Annotated in this window: 22 protein-coding genes; 9 read left to right on the plus strand and 13 right to left on the minus strand. The window is 61.0% G+C overall.

Translation table 11 applies throughout. The features are described 5' to 3' along the window. Positions 1 to 4: 4 nt before the first annotated feature. Both ribF and murJ read right to left on the minus strand, forming a co-directional pair. Complete coding sequence (ribF, locus tag CXQ81_RS28440; protein ID WP_007924736.1) at positions 5 to 949, minus strand: bifunctional riboflavin kinase/FAD synthetase; 945 nt, start codon at positions 947 to 949, stop codon at positions 5 to 7. Between the two features lie 129 nt (positions 950 to 1078). Next, complete coding sequence (gene murJ / locus CXQ81_RS28445; RefSeq protein WP_062824545.1) at positions 1079 to 2617, minus strand: murein biosynthesis integral membrane protein MurJ; 1539 nt, start codon at positions 2615 to 2617, stop codon at positions 1079 to 1081. Positions 2618 to 2870: 253 nt separating this feature from the next. Here murJ and rpsT point away from each other — a divergent pair, with 253 nt between their 5' ends. After that, complete coding sequence (gene rpsT / locus CXQ81_RS28455) at positions 2871 to 3149, plus strand: 30S ribosomal protein S20 (RefSeq protein WP_007924739.1); 279 nt, start codon at positions 2871 to 2873, stop codon at positions 3147 to 3149. Between the two features lie 152 nt (positions 3150 to 3301). Here the strand turns inward: rpsT and CXQ81_RS28460 are convergent, their stop codons facing one another. The 5 genes from CXQ81_RS28460 to rplU all read right to left on the minus strand — a co-directional run bounded on the left by CXQ81_RS28460 (position 3302) and on the right by rplU (position 7040). Then, positions 3302 to 3766: a CreA family protein gene (locus CXQ81_RS28460; protein WP_007924741.1), complete on the minus strand. Its 465-nt coding sequence runs from the start codon at positions 3764 to 3766 to the stop codon at positions 3302 to 3304. 10 nt (positions 3767 to 3776) lie between these two features. Beyond that, positions 3777 to 4895 (minus strand): glutamate 5-kinase, encoded by a 1119-nt coding sequence (gene proB / locus CXQ81_RS28465; protein WP_101339177.1) that lies wholly within the window; start codon positions 4893 to 4895, stop codon positions 3777 to 3779. Between the two features lie 121 nt (positions 4896 to 5016). After that, positions 5017 to 6240, minus strand: coding sequence for an Obg family GTPase CgtA (gene cgtA, locus CXQ81_RS28470; RefSeq protein ID WP_007924745.1), 1224 nt, complete (start codon positions 6238 to 6240; stop codon positions 5017 to 5019). Between the two features lie 195 nt (positions 6241 to 6435). Then, entirely contained in the window at positions 6436 to 6693 is a 258-nt protein-coding gene (rpmA, locus tag CXQ81_RS28475; RefSeq protein WP_003228360.1) for a 50S ribosomal protein L27, read from the minus strand. A 35-nt stretch (positions 6694 to 6728) separates the two neighbouring features. Beyond that, positions 6729 to 7040: a 50S ribosomal protein L21 gene (rplU, locus tag CXQ81_RS28480; RefSeq protein WP_007924746.1), complete on the minus strand. Its 312-nt coding sequence runs from the start codon at positions 7038 to 7040 to the stop codon at positions 6729 to 6731. A gap of 241 nt (positions 7041 to 7281) precedes the next feature. Here rplU and CXQ81_RS28485 point away from each other — a divergent pair, with 241 nt between their 5' ends. From CXQ81_RS28485 to CXQ81_RS28495, 3 genes are all read left to right on the plus strand, one after another. Then, positions 7282 to 8250 (plus strand): polyprenyl synthetase family protein, encoded by a 969-nt coding sequence (locus CXQ81_RS28485; protein WP_009045711.1) that lies wholly within the window; start codon positions 7282 to 7284, stop codon positions 8248 to 8250. A gap of 150 nt (positions 8251 to 8400) precedes the next feature. Further along, positions 8401 to 8742, plus strand: coding sequence for a zinc ribbon domain-containing protein YjdM (locus tag CXQ81_RS28490; RefSeq protein ID WP_007924748.1), 342 nt, complete (start codon positions 8401 to 8403; stop codon positions 8740 to 8742). 207 nt (positions 8743 to 8949) lie between these two features. Next, positions 8950 to 9222: a hypothetical protein gene (locus CXQ81_RS28495; protein WP_009045712.1), complete on the plus strand. Its 273-nt coding sequence runs from the start codon at positions 8950 to 8952 to the stop codon at positions 9220 to 9222. Positions 9223 to 9320: 98 nt separating this feature from the next. On the opposite strand, the gene CXQ81_RS28500 is transcribed toward CXQ81_RS28495, so the two are convergent. The 3 genes from CXQ81_RS28500 to CXQ81_RS28510 form a co-directional block, all read right to left on the minus strand. Beyond that, the gene (locus tag CXQ81_RS28500; protein WP_007924751.1) at positions 9321 to 9938 is read right to left on the minus strand and encodes an FKBP-type peptidyl-prolyl cis-trans isomerase; all 618 of its coding nucleotides are present in this window, start codon (positions 9936 to 9938) and stop codon (positions 9321 to 9323) included. Between the two features lie 131 nt (positions 9939 to 10069). Then, positions 10070 to 10372, minus strand: coding sequence for a DUF6482 family protein (locus CXQ81_RS28505; protein WP_009045713.1), 303 nt, complete (start codon positions 10370 to 10372; stop codon positions 10070 to 10072). 136 nt (positions 10373 to 10508) lie between these two features. Beyond that, a complete protein-coding gene (locus CXQ81_RS28510) occupies positions 10509 to 10997 on the minus strand; it encodes a TIGR00645 family protein (RefSeq protein WP_007924753.1) in 489 nt (162 codons plus the stop codon). Positions 10998 to 11156: 159 nt separating this feature from the next. Here CXQ81_RS28510 and CXQ81_RS28515 point away from each other — a divergent pair, with 159 nt between their 5' ends. After that, complete coding sequence (locus CXQ81_RS28515; protein WP_101339178.1) at positions 11157 to 12989, plus strand: hypothetical protein; 1833 nt, start codon at positions 11157 to 11159, stop codon at positions 12987 to 12989. Positions 12990 to 13021: 32 nt separating this feature from the next. Here the strand turns inward: CXQ81_RS28515 and CXQ81_RS28520 are convergent, their stop codons facing one another. Beyond that, on the minus strand, positions 13022 to 13333 hold the full coding sequence (locus CXQ81_RS28520) for a hypothetical protein (RefSeq protein ID WP_007924756.1): 312 nt from the start codon (positions 13331 to 13333) through the stop codon (positions 13022 to 13024). A 210-nt stretch (positions 13334 to 13543) separates the two neighbouring features. Then, on the minus strand, positions 13544 to 15982 hold the full coding sequence (locus CXQ81_RS28525) for a Lon protease family protein (protein ID WP_053262742.1): 2439 nt from the start codon (positions 15980 to 15982) through the stop codon (positions 13544 to 13546). Between the two features lie 273 nt (positions 15983 to 16255). Here CXQ81_RS28525 and CXQ81_RS28530 point away from each other — a divergent pair, with 273 nt between their 5' ends. The 4 genes from CXQ81_RS28530 to CXQ81_RS28545 all read left to right on the plus strand — a co-directional run bounded on the left by CXQ81_RS28530 (position 16256) and on the right by CXQ81_RS28545 (position 19710). Further along, positions 16256 to 16744: a DUF3015 domain-containing protein gene (locus CXQ81_RS28530; RefSeq protein WP_007924760.1), complete on the plus strand. Its 489-nt coding sequence runs from the start codon at positions 16256 to 16258 to the stop codon at positions 16742 to 16744. Positions 16745 to 16838: 94 nt separating this feature from the next. Then, positions 16839 to 18692, plus strand: coding sequence for a DUF4105 domain-containing protein (locus CXQ81_RS28535; RefSeq protein WP_101339179.1), 1854 nt, complete (start codon positions 16839 to 16841; stop codon positions 18690 to 18692). A 94-nt stretch (positions 18693 to 18786) separates the two neighbouring features. Beyond that, positions 18787 to 19143: a hypothetical protein gene (locus CXQ81_RS28540; RefSeq protein WP_009045718.1), complete on the plus strand. Its 357-nt coding sequence runs from the start codon at positions 18787 to 18789 to the stop codon at positions 19141 to 19143. A 72-nt stretch (positions 19144 to 19215) separates the two neighbouring features. Next, positions 19216 to 19710, plus strand: a complete 495-nt coding sequence (locus tag CXQ81_RS28545; RefSeq protein WP_007924763.1) for a GreA/GreB family elongation factor — start codon at positions 19216 to 19218, stop codon at positions 19708 to 19710. On the opposite strand, the gene gdhA is transcribed toward CXQ81_RS28545, so the two are convergent. Further along, a complete protein-coding gene (gene gdhA / locus CXQ81_RS28550) occupies positions 19707 to 21044 on the minus strand; it encodes an NADP-specific glutamate dehydrogenase (protein WP_062824535.1) in 1338 nt (445 codons plus the stop codon). The genes CXQ81_RS28545 and gdhA overlap by 4 nt on opposite strands. Positions 21045 to 21154 lie beyond the last annotated feature (110 nt).

The raw sequence follows: 21154 nt of genomic DNA on the forward strand, positions 1-21154 counted from the left end.
TTCATTAGCGATTGGCGCTATGGATACGTGCAACTTCGGCACGGGCGGCGGCGACATCCGCGTTGATCGCCGTCTTCAGCGCCTCCAGAGAGGCGAAACGCTGCTCTTCACGCAGCTTGTGGTGGAAAACCACCGTCAAACGCCGGTCATACAGATCGCCGGCAAAATCTAAAAGATGGACTTCCAGGTGGGCCTTGCCATCACCTGCTACCGTCGGCCGCACGCCGATATTGGCGACGCCCGGCCAGGTCTTGCCGTCGATATCGACATCGACCAGGTACACCCCGGACAACGGTACGCGACGGCGCTTGAGCTGCACATTGATGGTTGGCGTACCCAACTGGCGCGCCAGCTTCTGCCCGTGCAGGACCCGCCCGGCGATGCGGAACGGGCGACCGAGCAGACGCTCGGCCAATACGAAATCGGCAGCCGCCAGCGCATTGCGGACCTGGGTGCTGCTGACGCGCAGGCCATCCAGTTCGACGGTCTGCGCGGCCTCGACGGTAAACCCGTGGGTGATACCGGCCTTTTGCAGGAAATCGAAGTCACCGACCCGGTCGCAGCCAAAACGAAAATCATCGCCGACTTCCAGGTGCTGCACACCCAGGCCGTCGACCAGGATGGTCTCGACGAATTCACTGGCGCTGAGCTTGCTCAAGCGCTGGTTGAACGCCAGGCACAGGACCCGGTCGACGCCCTCCTCGGCCAGCAACTGCAGCTTGTCGCGCAAGCGTGCCAGACGGGCCGGGGCGGTATCCGGAGCGAAGAATTCGCGCGGCTGCGGCTCGAATATCACCACGCAGCTGGGCACGCCCAACTCAAGCGCACGCTCACGCAGCCGGCCCAGGATAGCCTGGTGGCCACGGTGAACACCGTCGAAGTTGCCAATAGTGGCGACACAGCCCCGATGCTGGGGGCGCAGGTTGTGGAGGCCTCGGACCAGCTGCATAACGCGCTTCTTGCTCATAAAGTGGTCGATTATAACCACACCCGACGGCCGGTGACAGGCAACAGCACGCGCCAAAGTGATCGAACCGACAAAACCACTGCCTCGCCGGCGTCCAAGTGCCTCAGGACCTCAGTGCAACGCCTTGCGATTGAAGTCGCGCAGACGGAAGCCGAACAACGCCAGCATGCCGAAATAGGCCACCACGCCCGCCACCACCAGCACACCCAGACGCAGGAAGCGTGCGAGCATATTCCCCTGATCCCAGGCCGGCATGAACTGCATCAGCCCCAGCAACACCGCCGACATCACGCTCACCGCAACGACCAGCTTGATCGCAAACTTGCCCCAGCCAGGTTGCGGCAGGAACATCTGCTGCTTGCGCAGCTGATAGAACAGCAAACCCGCGTTGATACAGGCCCCGGCGCTGATCGCCAGCGCCAGGCCCGCATGTTTCAGCGGGCCGATGAACGCCAGGTTCAGCAGTTGCGTGACGATCAGGGTGAAAATCGCAATTTTCACCGGGGTACGGATGTTTTGCTGGGCATAGAAACCCGGTGCCAGCACCTTGATCACAATGATCGCGAGCAAACCGACCGAATACGCGACCAGCGCACGCTGGGTCATCGAGGCGTCGAAGGCGCTGAACTGGCCGTACTGGAACAGCGACACCGTCAATGGCTCCGCCAGAATCCCCAGGGCCAGCGCGCAAGGCAGCACCAGCATGAAGCACAGGCGCAGGCCCCAATCGAGAATCCGCGAATATTCATGCCGGTCCTTGTTGGCGTAAGTCTTGGCCAGCGTCGGCAGCAGGATCGTGCCCAGCGCCACTCCCAGAACCCCCGAAGGCAGCTCCATCAGGCGATCGGCGTAATACATCCAGGACACCGAGCCAGCCACCAGGAACGAGGCGAAGATGGTGTTGATGATCAGCGAGATCTGGCTCACCGAGACCCCGAGAATGGCCGGCAGCATCTGCTTCAGCACCCGCCAGACTCCGGTATCGCGCAGGTTCAGGCGCGGCAGCACGAGCATGCCGATCTTTTTCAGGTGCGGCAGCTGATACAGCAACTGCGCCAGGCCACCCGCCAGAACCGCCCAGCCCAGGGCCATGACCGGCGGATCGAAATAAGGCGTCAGGAATACCGAGAAGACGATCATGGCGACGTTCAGCAACGTCGGCACGAAAGCCGGGACCGAAAAGCGGTTCCAGGTATTGAGGATCGCCCCCGCCAGGGAGGACAACGAGATCAGCAATATATAAGGAAAGGTCACGCGCAACAGATCGGTGGTCAGCGTGAATTTTTCCGGGGTGTCGACAAAACCTGGCGCCGTCGCCCAGATCACCCAGGGCGCGGCGATGATCCCCAGCGCCGTCACCAGCGCCAGTACCAGGGTCAGCAGGCCAGACACATAGGCAATAAAGGTACGGGTCGCCTCCTCACCCTGCTGGCTTTTGTATTCCGCCAGGATCGGCACAAAGGCCTGGGAAAAAGCCCCCTCGGCGAAGATGCGGCGCAGCAGGTTGGGTAGCTTGAAGGCAATGAAAAAGGCGTCCGTCGCCATTCCGGCGCCGAATGTGCGCGCAATGATGGTATCGCGCACGAACCCCAGAACCCGGGAAAGCATGGTGATAGAGCTGACAGCGGCCAACGACTTGAGCAGGTTCATGGAAAGGTTTTTTGCCTGTAGATAAACAGCAGGCGAACAATGCGCCCACTTGTGCGATACTCCGCGCCGCAACAGCACAGAGCCAAAGCTCGCGAGTTTACAGGTCAAGCGCCGGAAATAAATATCCCGCCTCTTCAGATCCAACCACTCAGCGGAACGCATCACCTGCCCTTGACAAGCCTTCAACTCATCGGCATGATTCGCGGCCTATTTTGTTTGCTATTTCCCAAAAAGTCTTTCGAGGAGCTCGACGGTGGCCAACTCACCTTCCGCCAAAAAACGTGCAAAACAGGCTGAGAAGCGTCGCAGCCACAACGCCAGCCTGCGTTCCATGGTTCGTACCTACATCAAGAATGTAGTTAAGGCCATCGACGCAAAAGACGCTGAAAAAGCGCAAGCTGCTTATGTTCTGGCCGTGCCAGTTATCGACCGCATGGCCGATAAAGGCATCATCCACAAGAACAAAGCTGCTCGCCATAAAGGTCGCCTGAATGGCCACATCAAGGCTCTGAACCTTGCTGCTGCAGCCTAAGCGACACGCTTGTTAAAAAACCGACCTCAGGGTCGGTTTTTTATTGCCTGCGATTTACTGCCTTGACCAGCAAACCACTATCGCCGGCAATCGAACATCGACCGGCAGCCCCTACAGGGAATAACCACTGCAGGAGCCAGCCCTGAAGACCATTACGGAGTCTGCGCCCAAGGCAGGATCGGAATCGCCGTCACCGCATTCTGCGGGCTGCCCTCGATCAACCGATCGCTATAGACCAGGTACACCAGGGTATTGCGCTTCTTGTCGAGGAAACGCACCACCTGCATAGTCTTGAACACCAGCGAAGTGCGCTCCTTGAATACCTCTTCGCCATCCTTGAGCTCACCCTTGAAGCTGATCGGGCCGACCTGACGACAGGCAATGGAGGCTTCGGCGCGATCCTCCGCCAGACCCAACCCACCCTTCACGCCACCGGTCTTGGCGCGCGACAGGTAGCAGGTCACGCCCTCCACCTTCGGATCATCGAAGGCCTCGACCACAATGCGGTCATTAGGCCCGACAAATTTGAACACTGTCGACACCTGGCCGATTTCTTCAGCGCAGGCCAGCAGCGGCATCGCCAACAGCAACCCCAACAACCCTTTTGCTACACGCATTGGTTTTTCCTTAGACCAGAATCAGGTTGTCACGGTGAACCAGCTCGGGCTCAGCCATGTACCCCAACAAACCGACAATCGCATCAGAGGACTGACCGATGATTTTTTGCGCTTCCAGGGCGCTGTAGTTGGCCAGGCCGCGAGCAATTTCACGCCCGTCCGGCGCCACGCATACCACCATCTCGCCACGACGGAAGCTGCCCTGAACCAGCTTGACCCCCACCGGCAGCAAGCTTTTGTTGCCCCGGGACAAGGCCGACACCGCACCATCATCCAACACCAGGGTACCTCGGGTTTGCAGGTGCCCAGCCAGCCATTGCTTGCGCGCCGCCAGCATGCCGCGCTCAGGCGACAGCAAGGTACCCAGGCGCTCACCCGCCTTGAGGCGATCCAGCACACGCTCCAGACGCCCACCGACAATGATGGTGTGCGCCCCGGAACGGGCTGCCAGACGCGCCGCGCGCAGCTTGGTCTGCATACCGCCACGCCCCAGCGCGCCACCCGTGCCGCCCGCCACTGCGTCCAGCGCCGGATCGTCGGCACGCGCCTCGTAAATCAGCTGGGCATCGGGATTATTACGGGGGTCCGCATCGAACATGCCGTCGCGATCCGTGAGAATCACCAGCAGATCGGCCTCGACCAGGTTGGCCACCAGGGCCGCCAGGGTGTCGTTGTCGCCGAAGCGGATCTCATCGGTAACCACGGTGTCGTTTTCATTGATGACCGGAATCACCTTGAGCTCGACCAGCGCACGCAAGGTGCTGCGGGCATTGAGGTAACGCTTGCGGTCGGACAGGTCGTCATGGGTCAGCAGAATCTGCGCGGTGTGCAAGCCGTGCTCGGCAAAGCTCGACTCCCAGGCCTGCACCAGGCCCATCTGGCCAATGGCCGCGGCCGCCTGCAGCTCATGCATCGCACTCGGTCGTGCGGTCCAGCCCAGGCGGCTCATGCCGGCCGCGACCGCGCCGGAGGAAACCAATACCAGCTCGACACCGGCCTCATGCAAGGCCACCATCTGCTCGACCCAGACACCCATTGCCGCGCGATCCAGCCCTTTGCCGTCCGCCGTCAGCAGCGCACTGCCGATCTTCACGACCCAGCGCTGCGCACCTGTCACCTTACTCCGCATCTTCTTCAACCTTAGCTTGAGAGCCACGCGACCGAGCGCGCCCATAAAGTTATTCGTGGCTACGTTTCCCGGATACTAAAACGCCGCTCAGTGAGCGGCGCTTGTAGTTTACTGCAACGAATCAGTCGCGGACGTAAATGATTTCCGGACCATCTTCGTCATCCACATCTTCCTCATCCCAATCATCGTCGCCGATGTCGTGCACGCTCTTCACGCCGCTGCGGCGCAGGGCACGCTGGTCGTCCAGAGCCTGCAGCTGGGCACGCGCCTCGTCCTCGATACGCTGATCGAGCTCGGCCAATTCGTCGGCGTAGGCCGGGTCGGCCGCCAGACGATCGGCACGATCTTCCAGATACCGCATGATGTCGCGACTCAGGCGCTCGGTACCGTCTTTGGAAATAGCCGAGATCACGTACACCGGACCGGTCCACTCCAGGCGATCGACGATCTCCTTGACCCGCGCCTCATGCTCTTCCTCGAGGATCTGGTCGCATTTGTTCAGCACCAGCCAGCGATCACGCTCAGCCAGGGACGGGCTGAACTTGGTCAGCTCATTGACGATCACTTCCGCCGCATCGGCCGGACTGCTTTCATCCAGTGGCGCCATGTCCACGAGATGCAACAGCAGACGAGTACGCGCCAGGTGCTTGAGGAAACGGATCCCCAGGCCCGCACCATCCGAAGCGCCTTCGATCAGACCCGGAATGTCGGCGATCACGAAGCTCTTCCAGCGGTCGACACTGACCACGCCCAGGTTCGGCACCAAGGTCGTGAACGGATAGTCAGCCACTTTCGGCTTGGCCGCGGACACCGAGCGAATGAAGGTGCTCTTACCGGCATTCGGCAAGCCCAGCAGACCAACGTCCGCCAGCACTTTCAGCTCCAGCTTGAGGTCACGCTGCTCACCCGGCTTGCCCGGCGTGGTCTGGCGCGGCGCGCGGTTGGTACTGGACTTGAAACGGGTGTTACCCAGACCGTGCCAGCCGCCCTGCACCACCAGCAAACGCTGACCAGCCTTGGTCAGGTCACCGATCACTTCCTGGGTCCCGGCGTCGATCACCGTGGTGCCGACCGGTACGCGCAGCTCGAGATCCTCACCCTTCTTGCCGGTGCAATCGGTACTGCCGCCATTGGAGCCGCGCTCGGCATCGAAATGACGGGTGTAGCGGTAGTCCACCAGGGTATTGAGGTTTTCGTCGGCGATCATGTAGATCGAGCCGCCATCACCACCATCACCACCGTTCGGACCACCGTTTTCGATGAACTTTTCCCGACGGAAACTCATGCAGCCATTGCCGCCGTCGCCAGCTTTTACTCGGATCGAAACTTCATCAACGAACTTCATAACAAAACGCCTCTCGCCGCACGGGCGAGCCGAAAAACACTAAGACATAAGACTCTTGCAAAAATGAGCGCAGCGACCCCGATCAACGGCCGTAACATCCAGCGCTGGCAGCCCATACAAACAGTTTTGCAAGAGACTCACCCCACAAACGAAAAAGCCCCGTCGCGAGACAGGGCTTTTCCAGCGATCGCGCAATTAAGCCGCGACGACGCTCACGTAACGACGACCGAAGGCGCCTTTTACTTCAAACTTGATCACGCCTTCGATTTTCGCGAAGAGGGTGTGATCCTTCCCCATGCCAACGCCGTAGCCAGCGTGGAATTGGGTGCCGCGCTGACGCACGATGATGTTGCCGGCCTTGATGACCTGGCCGCCATACATCTTCACGCCAAGGCGTTTGGCTTCTGAGTCGCGACCGTTACGGGTACTACCACCAGCTTTTTTGTGTGCCATGAGTTCAATTCTCCTAGTGAGGAATTAGGCTGAAATTAAGCCTGAATACCGGTGATTTTGATCTCGGTGAACCACTGGCGGTGGCCCATACGCTTCATGTGGTGCTTACGGCGACGGAACTTGATGATGCGGACTTTATCGTGACGACCTTGGGAGATCACTTCAGCCTTGACGGTTGCGCCAGCAACAACAGGTGCGCCGATGTTCACGTCGTCGCCATTGGCAACCAACAGAACGCGGTCAAAAGTCACGGATTCGCCAGTGGCGATTTCCAGTTTTTCGATCTTCAGGTATTCACCTTCAGCGACCTTGTATTGCTTACCGCCGGTAACGATTACTGCGTACATGGTATTTCTCCGATAATCCTGCTCACCCAGCTCTTTATAAGAAGAGGTATTGGCTGGCATGGCTGCATGGGGCTGGAACGGCCCAAGTGCAATTGCGTAAGGCAGGTGCTGCCCAGGAAGTTCAGGGTGCGCGATTGTACGCAAGCTGTCTTGGCGATGCAAGGGGCCGTCCATCGCGCCTTGACAGCCCCGGACGTGGGTCCTAGCATGCCGCGCAACCCTTCTGGAGCACCTGTCGCTGATGCAACCCCAAGCTTTCTACCGCGCGGTGGCGGACGATTTTAGCGCCGTCGACGGCATCATCAAGAAGCAGCTGACCTCCCGAGTGCCGCTGGTATCGAAAATCGGCGACTACATTACCTCGGCCGGGGGTAAACGCCTGCGTCCTTTATTGGTGCTGCTGTGTGGCAAGGCCCTGGGTCGCGAAGGCGACGACCTGCGCCTGCTGGCCGCCACCATCGAATTCCTGCACACCGCCACCCTGCTGCATGACGACGTGGTCGACATGTCCGGCATGCGCCGCGGCCGCTCGACCGCCAACGCCATGTGGGGCAACGCCCCAAGCGTACTGGTGGGCGACTTCCTGTACTCGCGCTCCTTCGAGATGATGGTCGAGCTGGGCTCGATGCCAGTGATGAAAATCCTTTCGCAGGCCACCCGCATCATCGCCGAAGGCGAAGTGCTGCAGTTGTCGAAAGTCCGGGACGCCAGCACCACCGAAGAAACCTACATGGAAGTCATCCGCGGCAAGACTGCGATGCTCTTCGAGGCCTCGACCCACAGCGCCGCCGCCCTGGCCGGCGCCACCGAAGAGCAGAGCGAAGCCCTGCGCACCTTCGGCGATCACCTGGGCGTGGCCTTCCAACTGGTGGACGACCTGCTCGACTACCGTGGCGATGCGGAAACCCTGGGCAAGAACGTCGGCGACGACCTGGCCGAAGGCAAGCCGACCCTGCCGCTGATCTACACCATGCGCGAAGGCACGCCGGAACAGGCTGCCCTGGTGCGCCAGGCGATCCAGAAAGGCGGTATCGAAGACCTGGAAAGCATCCGCGCTGCCGTGGAGGCCTCCGGTTCCCTGGACTACACCGCGCAACTGGCCCGCGACTATGTCGCTCGTGCCATTGCCTGCCTGGAAGCCCTGCCGCCGAGCGAATATCGCGACGCGCTGGTGGAACTGAGCGAATTCGCCGTAGCCCGCACCCACTAAGATCCGATTGCACACAAGCCCGCTCCTGCCCTGCGCAGGGGCGGGCTTGTTCGTGATGCTTTCGCCCACGATCCCCCGCTATACCCCATCCCCAAGCAAAACCCTATATAATGTGCGCTTTTTTAGCCTTCCTGAATCCGAGGAGCCTTAGTGAGCACGTTGCCACCCTGCCCGAAATGCAATTCCGAATACACCTATGAAGACGGCGCCCAACTGGTCTGCCCGGAATGCGCCCACGAATGGTCCGCCAACGGCGAAGCCGAGGCCGCATCCGATGAAACCGTGAAAAAGGACTCGGTCGGTAACGTCCTGCAAGACGGCGACACCATCACCGTGATCAAGGACCTCAAGGTCAAGGGCACCTCGCTGGTGGTCAAGGTCGGCACCAAGGTCAAGAACATCCGCCTGTGCGATGGCGACCACGACATCGACTGCAAGATCGACGGTATCGGCCCGATGAAGCTCAAGTCCGAGTTCGTCCGCAAGGTCTGATATTCCGGCTATCGCCCCGTGCCAGGCACGGGGTGAAGCCCTCCCCGCTCCCGTCAGACTCCCCTCATTTCCCGCTATATATCAAAAGGCCAGCCCTTTTGACCCACAACAATTTCCACACAGAAAAAAGCAGAAACCGCCAATAGGTACTTGCTATTCATTGAATAAGAATTATTCTCATTGAAACCCATCAAGGAGATGAGACTCATGACTTATTTGATCGACGCATGGCTGGACCGCCCACACCCTTACCTGAGAATCCTGCATCGGGAAACCGGGGAAGTCTGTGCGGTACTGGAAGAAGAAGCCTTGAACGAGCTGCAGGATCAGGGCGACCTGGACCTCAACGGCCTGAGCTCCAGCGAGCCAGTGGTGCTCAAGGAACTGGTGCGCAACCTGTTTCTGTTCTGCTATGCACGGGCCTTGCGCCCTGCTGGAACAGCCGAAGGGCAAGGCCTGAGCGCAAAAATACGTCTATGACCCCACCTGACCCCTCTGCCAAGGCAAGCCTTCTCGCGATCCCTACACCGCAAACACGGCGTATGGATCGCGAGCAAGCTCACCCCGGCAGCTGAGGCTTACAGAACGTCGAGCAGCTCGACGTCAAATACCAGAACGCTGTGCGGCGGGATGCTGCCAACGCCTTGCGCGCCGTAAGCCAGCTCGCTCGGCACGTACAGACGCCATTTGCTACCGGCATTCATCAGTTGCAGCGCCTCGGTCCAGCCAGCGATCACGCCGCCGACCGGGAATTCCGCAGGCTGGCCGCGCTCGTAGGAACTGTCGAACACAGTGCCGTCGATCAGGGTGCCGTGGTAGTGGGTACGCACGCTGTCTTCACGGGATGGCTTGGCGCCTTCGCCCTGGGTCAGCACTTCGAACTGCAGTCCGGAGGCCAGAGTGGTGATGCCTTCACGCTTGGCGTTTTCAGCCAGGAAAGCCAGGCCCGCACCAGCAGCGGCTTCAGCCTTGGCAGCGGCTTCGGCCTGCATGATTTCGCGGATCACCTTGAAGCTGGCGGACATTTCTTCCTGGCCTACACGGCTAGGCTTGCCGGCGAACGCGTCGGTCAGGCCAGCCAGGATAGCGTCCAGGCTCACGCCCGGTGGCGGGTTGTCACGCAGCTGGTCGCCCAGCTGACGGCCGATACCGTAGCTGACGCGGGTTTCGTCGGTGGACAGATTTACTTCGGACATGACACTGCTCCGCTGTGCGGACGGCTCGGAAATCCGCCGTGCGGACACAGCGCATCCCGGGACGCCCGGAACCAAAAGGGCGAGCAGACTAGCACAGATGCCATGGCGATGATGAACGTGTGTCCCGCCTGTCAGGCCGAGCGGACGGCGAGGGGCACCCGCAGGCTGTCATCGGTACCGGCCGAGAGGCCACACATCTCGTCATGCACTGAGGCATGGATCAGGTTGAAGGGCAGCTTGGGAAAGGCGTGCAACACTTCCCGGGCATGCTCCACCGAACGCAGATGCAACATCTGACCGTGGGCATCGCTCAACGGATAGGCCGCCCCATGCATCCGCGCCTCGAGCAGATAGATGCCGCCTTCGAGGGAGATCAGGTTCAGCTCGTCGATTTTTCCGGCGACGGCATAAGCATTCAACTCGTGCAGGTTCATGAGTGCACCTCGCGCAGTTCAAGCCCGTGACCTTTACAGGGATATGCCTCGGCCGGTAAAAGCACAAGCCACAAACGACGCCGCCCGTCCGTTTCACAACGGCCGGGCGGCGCGGCTACAGCGGTGACCCAGGCGATCAGTGCTTGGTCAGCTTGTCCAGGTAGCCCATGGCGAAGGCCGAAATCACGAAGGTCATGTGGATGATCACGTACCACATCAGGTACTGCGGCTCGATGTTCTTCGCATCCATGAATACCCGCAGCAGATGGATCGAGGAGATCGCCACAATGGACGCGGCCACCTTCATCTTCAGCGAGGAGGAGTCCATCTTGCCCAGCCAGTTGAGCTTTTCCTTGTCCTCGTCGATGTCCAGCTGGGACACGAAGTTCTCGTAGCCGGAGATCATCACCATCACCAACAGGCCACCGACCAGCGCCATGTCGATCAACGACAGCAGCACCAGGATCAGATCGGACTCGGCCATGCTGAACACGTTGGGAATGACGTGGAAGACTTCCTGGAAGAACTTCAGCGCCAGGGCCAGCAGCCCCAACGACAGACCAAAGTAGATCGGCGCCAGCAGCCAGCGCGAGGCGTACATTGCATTCTCGATAAAACGTTCCATTGAATCTCACACAGGTCTGAAAACGGCGGCGAGTATATCAGCCGCCCAAAAGCCCATAAACCGCAACCAAATCCATTACCTGCGCGTCTGCCAAAGCGTTTTCTGCTAGTGTCGGAATCACGTGAACAGCTCAATGACATCGGACAGGAAGCCTGGAGAATGGATTTGCGATTGCCTTTGGCGGGTACCGGCCTGTGTATCGCGGTACTGCTCAGCAGCGGCTGCTCGCCCAGCGACGAGAAGCAGCAAGTCAGCCTGGAACAGAAAACCGCAAAGTTCGAACAATCCCTGGACGCTATCCAGGACCCCAAGCTCAAGGACGCCATCGCCGACCTGGGCGGTTCGCTGTTACTGCTCGAACGCGCGCAACTGCGGCTCCAGAACAAGCCCATAGAGACCGAATACGGCGATGACGCCCTGGCCCTGCTCAAGCACTACCCCAGCCCGCAGGCGCTGGTCGACACCTACCTCAACGGTCTGTTCGTACTGCGCAAGACCTCCAATTCCGACTACCTGACCGACCTGCAGCCGGTGTTTCCCTTCAGCTTCAACATGCCGGCGCAATTCCCCTTCCCCCACGGCCTGGAATGGCAATCCGTGACCCTGAGCAACGGCAAGGTCATCGCCTTCCAACCCGAATGGTCGGAAACCGATCCCGGCATCCAGTTGAGCCCGTCCAGTTCCAACCTGACCAACCCGGATGACCTGACGGTGACCTACCCGTTCATCGAAGGCCTGGAAGTCGAAAACAAGAACCAGCCCCAACCCGTGACGCTGCAAGGCAAGGCCGAAGTGATCGCGCCACACCAGGTCCTCACCTTCGAACTGGGCAAGGCCGATATCGGCAAGCAACGCAGCGACAAGAATGTCAGCGTGAAACTGCTGTCCCTGGACAAGAACAGCGCCGAAATCGAGTTGACCAACAGCGCCCCACTGTCGCCCGAACTCAGCGAGACGCCGCTCAACCCATTGCTGGTGCAGGCACGGGACACTACCGGGCAGATCCTTTCGCGCTCCGGGTCGATCAACGAAAATAGCCAACAGATCGCCTTCTACACCAAACAGCTCAGCGAAATGCAGAAACAGGAGGCCTGGAGCCAAGCGTTCGAGCAGCAGCTTGAAAATGAGCGCAAAGCCTTCGAGCGCGAACAGCGCAGCCATTACACCAAGGTGTATTTCAACGGCCTGATCGACAAGCTCGAAGTCAATGTGCTGGACTTCTCCGCAGCCACCATCACCCGCAAAGACCTCAATCTGCCGGTGCGACGCTTCGACCCTCTGACCACCGACAGCAAGATCCAGCCCCTGCCCATGCCGGTAGTGGTGTATGACGATCAGGCACCGAACTACCTCAAGGGCGCCAATCTCGACCAAGAAACCTTGAAGAAAAGCGTGGTCGTTCATCAATCCACCGAAGACGCCAGCGCGGCGCGGATCGAGTTCGACCACCCGAGAACCTTCAATGACGAGTTGCTGGGCACGTCCTTCTCCACCGGCGACAGCCCCGTGACCTTCTTCACCCAGAACGAAAACGGCAAACGCGGCGAGCCCATCGAACTGCCATCGGAGGCAGTCGAGGTCGATCCGATGCGCAGCTCGATCACTTACGACCTGACCCTGTTCCCGGAAACCCCGGCTTACACCGTCGGTGCGATCCCGCTGTTCCTGGCCAGCATCGAGAAGAAAGCCCTGCCCGTCAGCCAACTACCCAAAGGCCTGGAGCTGCGGGGCAATGCGCTGATCGTCGACCAGCGCCTGTTCCCGGCCGAGGCCTGGCGTTTCTACGCCAAGGACGCCAGCGGCCAGTACCTGAAGGAGATTCTTGCAGTCAGCCATGAGGCGCCGGCAAACGGCCCGGCCTTGTTCGACGTGCATTACTTCTATGGACAGCCCACCGAGCTGGAAACCTACCAGCGCAGCGAACTCAATACCGTCGAATATGGCTTTGAGGTCAAGCTCGACAAGCTGGAGAACCCACCACCCGCCGAGTAGGACTCAGCGGTAGGGATTAATGGGAGATTGCGTCAATGGCGGCAGCGTTCGCCATTGATCTGCCGTAGTTGCGCCTGAAGGTGCAGGCACCAGATCTGCGGATCGTCGGCCAGCTCATAACCATGGGTGGTCAGGCTTTCGACGATGGAATCAAGGATGGATTCAGCCACGCTGGGACCGCAGAAAGGTCCCTGGGCCTTGATGGCCGAAGGTTGCTCGCCAGCCATTCCGGCCGCGAACAGTAGGGTCCACATTCCGTTATCTCCCGCCAGCGGGCGGATACTGCATTCGATACGGGTGACCAGGCCAAGACACTGGCGGGTAAGGCAGAGGTTGCGCGACATGGCGGCGACCCTCGGTAGATCCGGTATTCAGCCCTCATGTGAAGACTGTTTCGATCCAGTGACGACTGTCGTTCTCCTTGCCTGAGAATAGGAAGAAAAGCCTGAGAAGCAAAGTTGACCGGCTGAACAGGCGCCGAATGGTCTATTCACGAAAGTTGACGCCAGCGGACCGGCGCCGCGACGAAGGCCAAGCCCTCGCCGCGGCAAGGCTCATGCCGGCTTGGTTTGCGCCAATGCCTCTTGCGCCTGCTCTTTTTCCGCTTCCTTGAGGTCCTCCTCGCTGACCATTTCAGCGATGACCCGCAGGCGCTCCACCACTCGCGCGTTGACGCTGCCTTCCGGGAACTGGCCATCCGCATCCGGCTCGCCCGCGGGCTCGCCGACCAGCAGGCTCAGGGCCTCGTCAGCCTGGCGCACGGCATACACATGGAATTGCCCGGCGCGGACCGCCGCCAGCACCTTCTCATCGAGCATCAGGGTGGCGACGTTGGCGTGAGGAATGATCGCACCTTGCTCGCCCGTCAGGCCCCGAGCTTCGCAGAGGCGGAAGAAGCCTTCGATCTTCTCGTTGACCCCGCCAACCGCCTGCACTTCGCCGAACTGGTTGATCGATCCGGTAATGGCAAAACATTGCTTGAGCGGGGTTTTCGACAAGGCCGAGATCAGCGTGCATGCCTCGCCCAGCGACGCACTGTCGCCATCGACGTAACCGTAGGATTGCTCCAGCGCGATGCTTGCCGAGATCGCCAGGGGGAATTCCTGGGCGTAACGACTGCCCAGGTAGCCAGTGAGAATCATCACGCCCTTGGAGTGAATCGGCTGACCGAGATTGACCTCGCGCTCGATGTCGACGATACCGCTGCCCCCCGGGTAGACCGTGGCGGAAATCCGCGCCGGCACGCCAAAGGCCGAGTCGCCCACTTCCAGCACCGTCAGCCCGTTGCACTTGCCCACGGCGGCGCCATCGGTGTCGATCAGAATGATCCCCGCCAGCATGTCGTCGAGAATCCGCGCCGAAACCCGCCCGGTACGGGTGGCCTTGGCTTTGAGTGCCCGTTCGATGTGCCCGGCATCGGTCATCTCGTCCGAGGCCAGGTGACGGATGAAGTCCGCCTCGCTGACCAGCTGGAACAGATCGCCAATACGCGCCGACAAGCGCCCCTGGTGCTCCGCCAGCCGGGCGCTGTAGGTTGCCAGGCGCGCCACCGCATCCGCGGTCAGCGGCGCCATGCCTTCTTCGGAGGTGCGGGTTTTCAGCAACTGGGCGAACTGTTCGAGGCTCTCGTCCACCATCGGGATGTCTTCGTCGAAGTCCACCAGTACGCGGAACATTTCCTGGAAGTCCGGATCCAGGTCCTGCAGCGTGTAGTACAGCTGGCGGGCACCAATGATCACGACCTTGACCTGCAACGGGATGTGTTGCGGGGTCAGGGTCACGGTGGCCAGGCGCCCCAGTTCGCCCAGCGGCGACTCCATCTTCAGCTTGCGCGATTGCAGGGCCCGCTTGAGGGCATCCCAGACAAAGGGTTCGCTGAGCATCTTCTCGGCTTCGAGAATCAGGAAACCGCCATTGGCCCGATGCAGGGCACCCGGACGCAACTGCCGGTAAGTGGTGTAGAGCGCGCCCTGGTCGGTGCTGTATTCAATGCGGCCAAACAGGTTGTCGTAGGTCGGGTGCGGCTCGAACACCACTGGCGCGCCGCCACTGGCCGGGTGACCGACCACCAGGCTCGGGCCATACTGTTCTTCCAGCAGCTTGCGGGCCGCGGCGTCGGTCTTGCTGTCGTCCACCAGTTGCTCGACCACGGTCTTGAGCAGGTACACCTGCATGGCTTGCAGGTAGCCGCATACACCGGCGTTTTCCGCGTACTTCTCGGACAGCGGCGCCAGCAGCGGCTGCAGGGCCAGGGTGATGGTTTCTTCGTTGAGGTGACGCAGCTGGTTGCTCGACTCGCGCTTCCACTGCGGCAGGCTCGCCAGTTCTTCGTTGAGGCGCTCTTCCAGGGCGGAAATGTCCTCATGGAAACGCTCGCGATCGGCTTCGGGCAATTGCGCGAACTCGGCCTCGTCCAGCGCCTTGCCGTCGAGCATCGGGGTGAAGGCGATATTGCTGCTGTCGCGGTACAGCGCGACGTCCTTCTCCAGCGCCAGGCGCTCGATAACGTCGAGGGCACGGTCGTAACGCTGGTTGAACGCGCGGTCGATGGCGCTTTTCTTCTGCTGATAGGACGGATGCTCGAAGACCGCCGGAAAGGTCGCCAGCAAATTGTCGATCAGGCCGTTGATGTCACTGATGAACGCACCCGCGGCCCCCGAAGGCAGCTCCAGCGCGCGTGGCTCGCGCGGCTCATCGAAATTGTTGACGTAGACCCAGTCGGACGGGGTCTGCAGACGTTTGCCTTCAGCCTTCAGGTAGCGTTTGACGAAAGAGAAGCGGCCAGTGCCGGGCTCGCCCATGACAAAGACGTTGTAACCGGGGCGAGGCATGGCCACACCGAACTGCAAGGCTTCGACCGCACGTTCCTGGCCAAGCACACCGCGAAAGGGCTCCAAATCATTGGTGGTCGAGAAGCTGAACTGTTCAGCGGAAAACGGACGGGTCAGCGCTTCGGGCGCTAGACGCAAGCTGGCAGCAACAGGATCAGGCATCGGGCTTCCTTACATCAGGCGGGGCAGATGGGGCATTCTGGCGCCGGGTACAGCGGCTGGCAAGGCGCGACGCAGCGAAAGCGCGGGCAAATCCCCGGCCCCACGCAGACAGCATAAAAACCGTCTATTTCAAGGAATGTCATGCAAAAAAACACGGAACCCTTGGAATCTGCCTAAACTCCAAGCTGCGCGGCTGGACTAATAACCGGCCCACTGGCGCCGACATGGGCCAGAACCCTTGTCCATTGGTTTGCACATAAAGAGAACAAAGCTATGAAACGGATTCTTCTCGGTACTCTCTTCACCGCTGTTTCCATCAATGCAATGGCCCAAGCGCCAGGCGGTCCGGATTGTGGGTGGGGCAACCTGCTGTTCGAAGGACAGCGCGGCACTCCGGCTCACTTCCTGGCCTCCACCACCAACGGCACCTCCGGTAACGCGACCTTCGGTATGACTTCCGGCACCAACGGCTGCTCGACCAACAGCGCGCTGACTTACGGCGGCAAATCCTGGTTTGCCATGAATGGCATGATGAACGAGCTCTCCGAAGACATGGCCAAAGGTGAAGGCGAAGCGCTGACCACCTACGCCGTGGTCCTGGGCGTCGCTCCTGAAGACCGCGCGCACTTCGCCGCCGTCACCCACGAGCACTTCCAGCAGATCTTCAGCAAAGCCGATGTGACCGCGGAAGATGTGCACACCAACACCCTGGCCGTGCTGAAAAGCGATGCACGCCTGGCCAAGTACGCCACCCCGGCTTAATCTCGACCCGCCCGCTCTTCTCGGGGAGCGGGCTTTTGTTTTTCGGACATGACCCCTCCCGGGTCTTTGTTTTTTCCGACTCAAGTTGCCCACCATGCTCAAACGCCTTGCCTCCCTGGCGCTCTGTGTCTGCGCCCCGCTGTCCGCCGCGCCACACATCGACCACTCACGTTTGCAGCAACTGGCCAGCGATCCGTTCTGGATTTCCCTTGGCCACTACGAAACCGCCAAGCTCGGTGGCTGGCGCAGCTATGTCAGCGACCCGAAGTTTTTCCTCGCCAAAGACGGTGCCGAACACCCCGACGCCGAACTCAAGGCCACCCTTGACGCGCTCTACGCCCCCGCCAGCAGCGGCAACCAGCATGCTCAATGCGTGTACCCCGCCCGCACCCGCTGGCTCAATGCCCAGCTGCGCCTGAGCGATCTGCCGGCGGTGGACTGCAATGAGTTCAACCAGTGGTTCAAGGACGTCTCACCCCACAGCACGGTGATGATTTTCCCGGCGGCCTACCTGAACAGCCCGTCGTCGATGTTCGGCCATACCCTGCTGCGCATCGACCAGGCCGACGTCCAAAGCAACCACACCGCCCTGCTCAGCTACGCGATCAACTTCGGCGCCTATATCGAAGGCTCGGACAACAGCATTCTCTATGCCTGGAAAGGCCTGATGGGCGGCTATCCCGGCCTGTTCGCCCTGGTGCCCTACCAGGAAAAGCTCTCGGAGTACCGCAGCCTGGAAAACCGCGACCTGTGGGAATACCGGCTGAACCTGACCCAGGCCGAAACCGAACGCATGGTCGAGCACGTCTGGGAACTGAAGCAGATCAAGTTCGACTACTTCTTCTTCGACGAGAACTGCTCCTACCGCTTGCTCGAGCTGCTGCAGGTCGCCCGTCCGAGCCTGCGCCTGACCGGGCAATTCCCGCTGACGGCGATTCCTACCGACACCGTCAAGGCGGTGAAGGAAGCCGGCCTGGTGGAGAAGATCGAATATCGTCCGTCCCGCGAACGTGAGCTGCTCGAGCGCGCCAAGCCGCTGAGCAGCGACGAACAGCAATGGGTGCTGAAGGTCAGCGCCGACCAGCAACAGCTGCAGGAGCCGGCCTTCAAGGCCCTGCCACGGGACCGCCAGGCGTTGATCATCGATGCGGCCTATCGCCTCGAGCGCTACCGGGCCAACGGTCAAGAGCGCGATCCGCAACGGGCGCAGCGCAGTTTCGAGCTGTTGCGGGCGATCAACCGCAACCCGCCGCCCGAACTGTCCATCGAACGCCCTGGCCTGCCGGAAGACGGCCATGAATCGCGCACCTGGCAGGTCGGCGTGGGCACCCGCGGCGACCAGGCCTTTGGCGAATACGGGCTGCGCATGGCCTATCACGACCTCAATGACAACGCCGAAGGTTTCCCCCTGGGCGCACAGATCGAAATCCTGCAGATGAAGCTGCGCCAGTACGAAGGCAACTATTGGCAGCTACAGCAACTGGACCTGGCGACCATTCGTTCGCTGACGCCGCGTAACGAACTGCTGCAACCCTGGTCCTGGCAGGTCACCGGCGGCCTGGAGCGGGTGCCGGGCAAACACGACGATGAAACCCTGGTCAGCCATGTCAACGGTGGCGGTGGCGGCACCTGGCAGCTCAGCGAGAACATGCTCGGCTTCGCCCTGGGCACCATGCGCGTCGAGCACAACGCCGATTTCGCCGGTTTCATCACCCCGGCGGCCGGCTTCAACACCGGCCTGCTGTGGAAAAACCCGTTGGGCAACTTCAGCGTCGAAGCCAAGGGCGATTACTTCACCAATGGCGAGGTGCGTCGCAGCCTGAGCCTCAACCAGCAATGGGAGCTGTCGCGCAACCTGGGCCTGCGCCTGAGCGCCCAGCGCGAGTTCAGCCACCTGGCCACGGCGGAAAACGAGGTGATGCTGGAGCTGAAGTGGTACCACTACTGACGCCCGGTAGCATTCTCACCGTGCTTTCACAGACCACTGACGAATCCCCTTCTAGACTTTCTCTATCAGCCGTTGAACGGCGTGGGAGTCAGAGATGTGGCGGTATGCGGTAGTGGCAGCGTTGCTGGCGTTGATGACCGGTTGCGAGACGACCCACGAGCAGTTGCTCAAGCAGGGTTATCCGCCGGCCTTCGCCGACGGCTTCGATGATGGCTGCGCCAGCGGTCGCCAGGCCGCCGGGGCGATCAACGGCGAATTTCGCAAGAACGTGCCGCGCTACCTCAAGGACCCGCAATACGCCGAAGGCTGGAGCGACGGCTTTCGCCAGTGCCAGGCCATGCTGGAAAACCAGGACCGCAACGATTATCGGGAACGTCACTGGGACGAACGCGAACGCGCCTGGCAAGAAGAAAAAGACCGCGACGCCGCGCGAGCCTATCGCTCACAGTAAGTCGCTTTCAGGCATGGCCAGAAACCAAAAGGCTGCGACCATGGCCCACACCTCCATTACGGGAAAACGCCCATGAGCCGAGCCTTCGTCAATGAGGAACTGACTGCCGCCCAGGCCGACCAACCCGTGGAACGGCAGATCAGCGCGCAGCCCAACTACGTCACCCCGCAGGGCCTGAGCGAACTGCAGGCCAAGGTCGCGTTCCTGCAAACCCGGCACAACGAACAATCGGCGCTGGGCGACCAGGCGGACCCACAGCAGTTGGCCGATATCGAACGCGACCTGCGCTACTTCAACCAGCGCCTGCAAAGCGCCCAGGTGGTTCCCCAGGCGACATCGCGGTCGAAAGTGCAGATCGGCAGCCGGGTCATCTTCGCCGACGAGCACGGCACCGAGCAGTGTGTGCAACTGGTGGGAGAGGATCAGGCCGATGTCGCCAAGGGCCTGATCAATTGGGGCTCGCCGCTGGGCCGGGCGCTGCTGGGCACCCAGCTTGGCGATGAAGTGCTGTGGCAGCGGCCGGCAGGCGATCAGTTGATCGAGGTGATCCGCATCGACCCGGCTTAAACCACGCCCTGGGCCAGCATGGCGTCGGCGACCTTGACGAAGCCGGCGATGTTCGCCCCTTTGACGTAGTTGATCCGGCCGTTTTCTTCGCCGTAATGCACGCAGGCGTGGTGGATCGACTGCATGATGCCGTGCAGCTTGCTGTCCACCTCGCCGGCGCTCCACAGCAGGCGCATGGCGTTCTGCGACATCTCCAGCCCGCTGACCGCCACGCCACCGGCGTTGGACGCCTTGCCCGGGGCGAACAGAATGCCGGCCTCGATAAAGATATCCACAGCCTCCAGGGTGGTCGGCATGTTCGCCCCTTCAGCCACGCACATGCAGCCGTTACGCAGCAGCGTGCGTGCCGACTCGGCGTCCAGTTCGTTCTGGGTGGCGCACGGCAGCGCGATGTCGCACGGCAGCGCCCAGGGGTGCTGTCCGGCAAGGAACTCGAGGTTGAACCGCGTCGCCAGCTCGCTGATGCGCCCGCGCTTGACGTTCTTCAGCTCCAGCACCGCCTGCCATTGCTCCTCGGTCAGCCCGGCCTCGCAGTACAGCGTGCCTTCGGAGTCCGACAGGGAGATCACCTTGCCGCCCAGGTCCATGACCTTGCGCGCGGCGTATTGCGCCACGTTGCCGGAGCCGGAAATCGCCACGCGCTTGCCCTCCACCCGCTCGTCACGGCGCTTGAGCATTTCTTCGGCGAAGTACACGCAGCCAAAGCCGGTAGCCTCCGGACGGATCAGGCTGCCGCCGTAACTCATGCCCTTGCCGGTCAGCACCGAAGTGAACTGATTGCTCAGGCGCTTGTACTGGCCGAACAGGAAGCCGATTTCCCGGGCGCCCACGCCGATATCCCCCGCCGGCACGTCCACGTCCGAACCGATATGGCGATACAGCTCGCTCATGAAGGCCTGGCAGAAGCGCATCACCTCGGCGTCGCTCTTGCCCTTCGGATCGAAGTCCGAGCCGCCTTTGCCGCCGCCCATGGGCAGCGAAGTCAGGGAGTTCTTGAAGGTCTGCTCGAAGGCGAGGAATTTCAGCACCCCAAGATTGACCGAAGGGTGGAAGCGCAAACCGCCCTTGTACGGGCCGATAGCGCTGTTCATCTGGATGCGGAACCCGCGATTGACCTGGACCTTGCCCTGATCGTCGACCCACGACACACGAAACACCACCGCCCGCTCCGGCTCACAGATGCGCTCGAGAATGCCCGAGGTCAGGTAATGCGGATTGGCCTCCAGGAACGGCCACAGGCTGCGCAGCACCTCTTCCACCGCCTGGTGGAATTCAGGCTGGTCCGGGTCGCGTTTTTTCAAGCGGGCGAGGAAGTCTTCGACGGATTCGATCATGGGAAAGTCTCGGCAAATTTATTGTCGTTAACGCAGATTTGCCCGGGACTTTAGCAACTCGAACAGCACCATGACAGAGCAAAATGTCGCAGTTATGAATTTAAATGGTG

The organism is Pseudomonas sp. 09C 129 (genome assembly GCF_002843625.1).
GTDB classification, from domain to species: domain Bacteria; phylum Pseudomonadota; class Gammaproteobacteria; order Pseudomonadales; family Pseudomonadaceae; genus Aquipseudomonas; species Aquipseudomonas chlororaphis.

Coding starts and splice junctions, on each gene's coding strand:
- ribF (WP_007924736.1), bottom strand. CDS start 949: ATGCAGCTGGTCCGAGGCCTCCACAACCTGCGCCCCCAGCATCGGGGC.
- cgtA (WP_007924745.1), bottom strand. CDS start 6,240: ATGAAGTTCGTTGATGAAGTTTCGATCCGAGTAAAAGCTGGCGACGGC.
- rplU (WP_007924746.1), bottom strand. CDS start 7,040: ATGTACGCAGTAATCGTTACCGGCGGTAAGCAATACAAGGTCGCTGAA.
- proB (WP_101339177.1), bottom strand. CDS start 4,895: ATGCGGAGTAAGGTGACAGGTGCGCAGCGCTGGGTCGTGAAGATCGGC.
- CXQ81_RS28540 (WP_009045718.1), top strand. CDS start 18,787: ATGTGGCGGTATGCGGTAGTGGCAGCGTTGCTGGCGTTGATGACCGGT.
- CXQ81_RS28525 (WP_053262742.1), bottom strand. CDS start 15,982: ATGCCTGATCCTGTTGCTGCCAGCTTGCGTCTAGCGCCCGAAGCGCTG.
- CXQ81_RS28545 (WP_007924763.1), top strand. CDS start 19,216: ATGAGCCGAGCCTTCGTCAATGAGGAACTGACTGCCGCCCAGGCCGAC.
- CXQ81_RS28530 (WP_007924760.1), top strand. CDS start 16,256: ATGAAACGGATTCTTCTCGGTACTCTCTTCACCGCTGTTTCCATCAAT.
- CXQ81_RS28485 (WP_009045711.1), top strand. CDS start 7,282: ATGCAACCCCAAGCTTTCTACCGCGCGGTGGCGGACGATTTTAGCGCC.
- CXQ81_RS28515 (WP_101339178.1), top strand. CDS start 11,157: ATGGATTTGCGATTGCCTTTGGCGGGTACCGGCCTGTGTATCGCGGTA.
- CXQ81_RS28460 (WP_007924741.1), bottom strand. CDS start 3,766: ATGCGTGTAGCAAAAGGGTTGTTGGGGTTGCTGTTGGCGATGCCGCTG.
- CXQ81_RS28535 (WP_101339179.1), top strand. CDS start 16,839: ATGCTCAAACGCCTTGCCTCCCTGGCGCTCTGTGTCTGCGCCCCGCTG.
- CXQ81_RS28500 (WP_007924751.1), bottom strand. CDS start 9,938: ATGTCCGAAGTAAATCTGTCCACCGACGAAACCCGCGTCAGCTACGGT.
- rpmA (WP_003228360.1), bottom strand. CDS start 6,693: ATGGCACACAAAAAAGCTGGTGGTAGTACCCGTAACGGTCGCGACTCA.
- CXQ81_RS28495 (WP_009045712.1), top strand. CDS start 8,950: ATGACTTATTTGATCGACGCATGGCTGGACCGCCCACACCCTTACCTG.
- murJ (WP_062824545.1), bottom strand. CDS start 2,617: ATGAACCTGCTCAAGTCGTTGGCCGCTGTCAGCTCTATCACCATGCTT.
- CXQ81_RS28505 (WP_009045713.1), bottom strand. CDS start 10,372: ATGAACCTGCACGAGTTGAATGCTTATGCCGTCGCCGGAAAAATCGAC.
- CXQ81_RS28510 (WP_007924753.1), bottom strand. CDS start 10,997: ATGGAACGTTTTATCGAGAATGCAATGTACGCCTCGCGCTGGCTGCTG.
- gdhA (WP_062824535.1), bottom strand. CDS start 21,044: ATGATCGAATCCGTCGAAGACTTCCTCGCCCGCTTGAAAAAACGCGAC.
- CXQ81_RS28520 (WP_007924756.1), bottom strand. CDS start 13,333: ATGTCGCGCAACCTCTGCCTTACCCGCCAGTGTCTTGGCCTGGTCACC.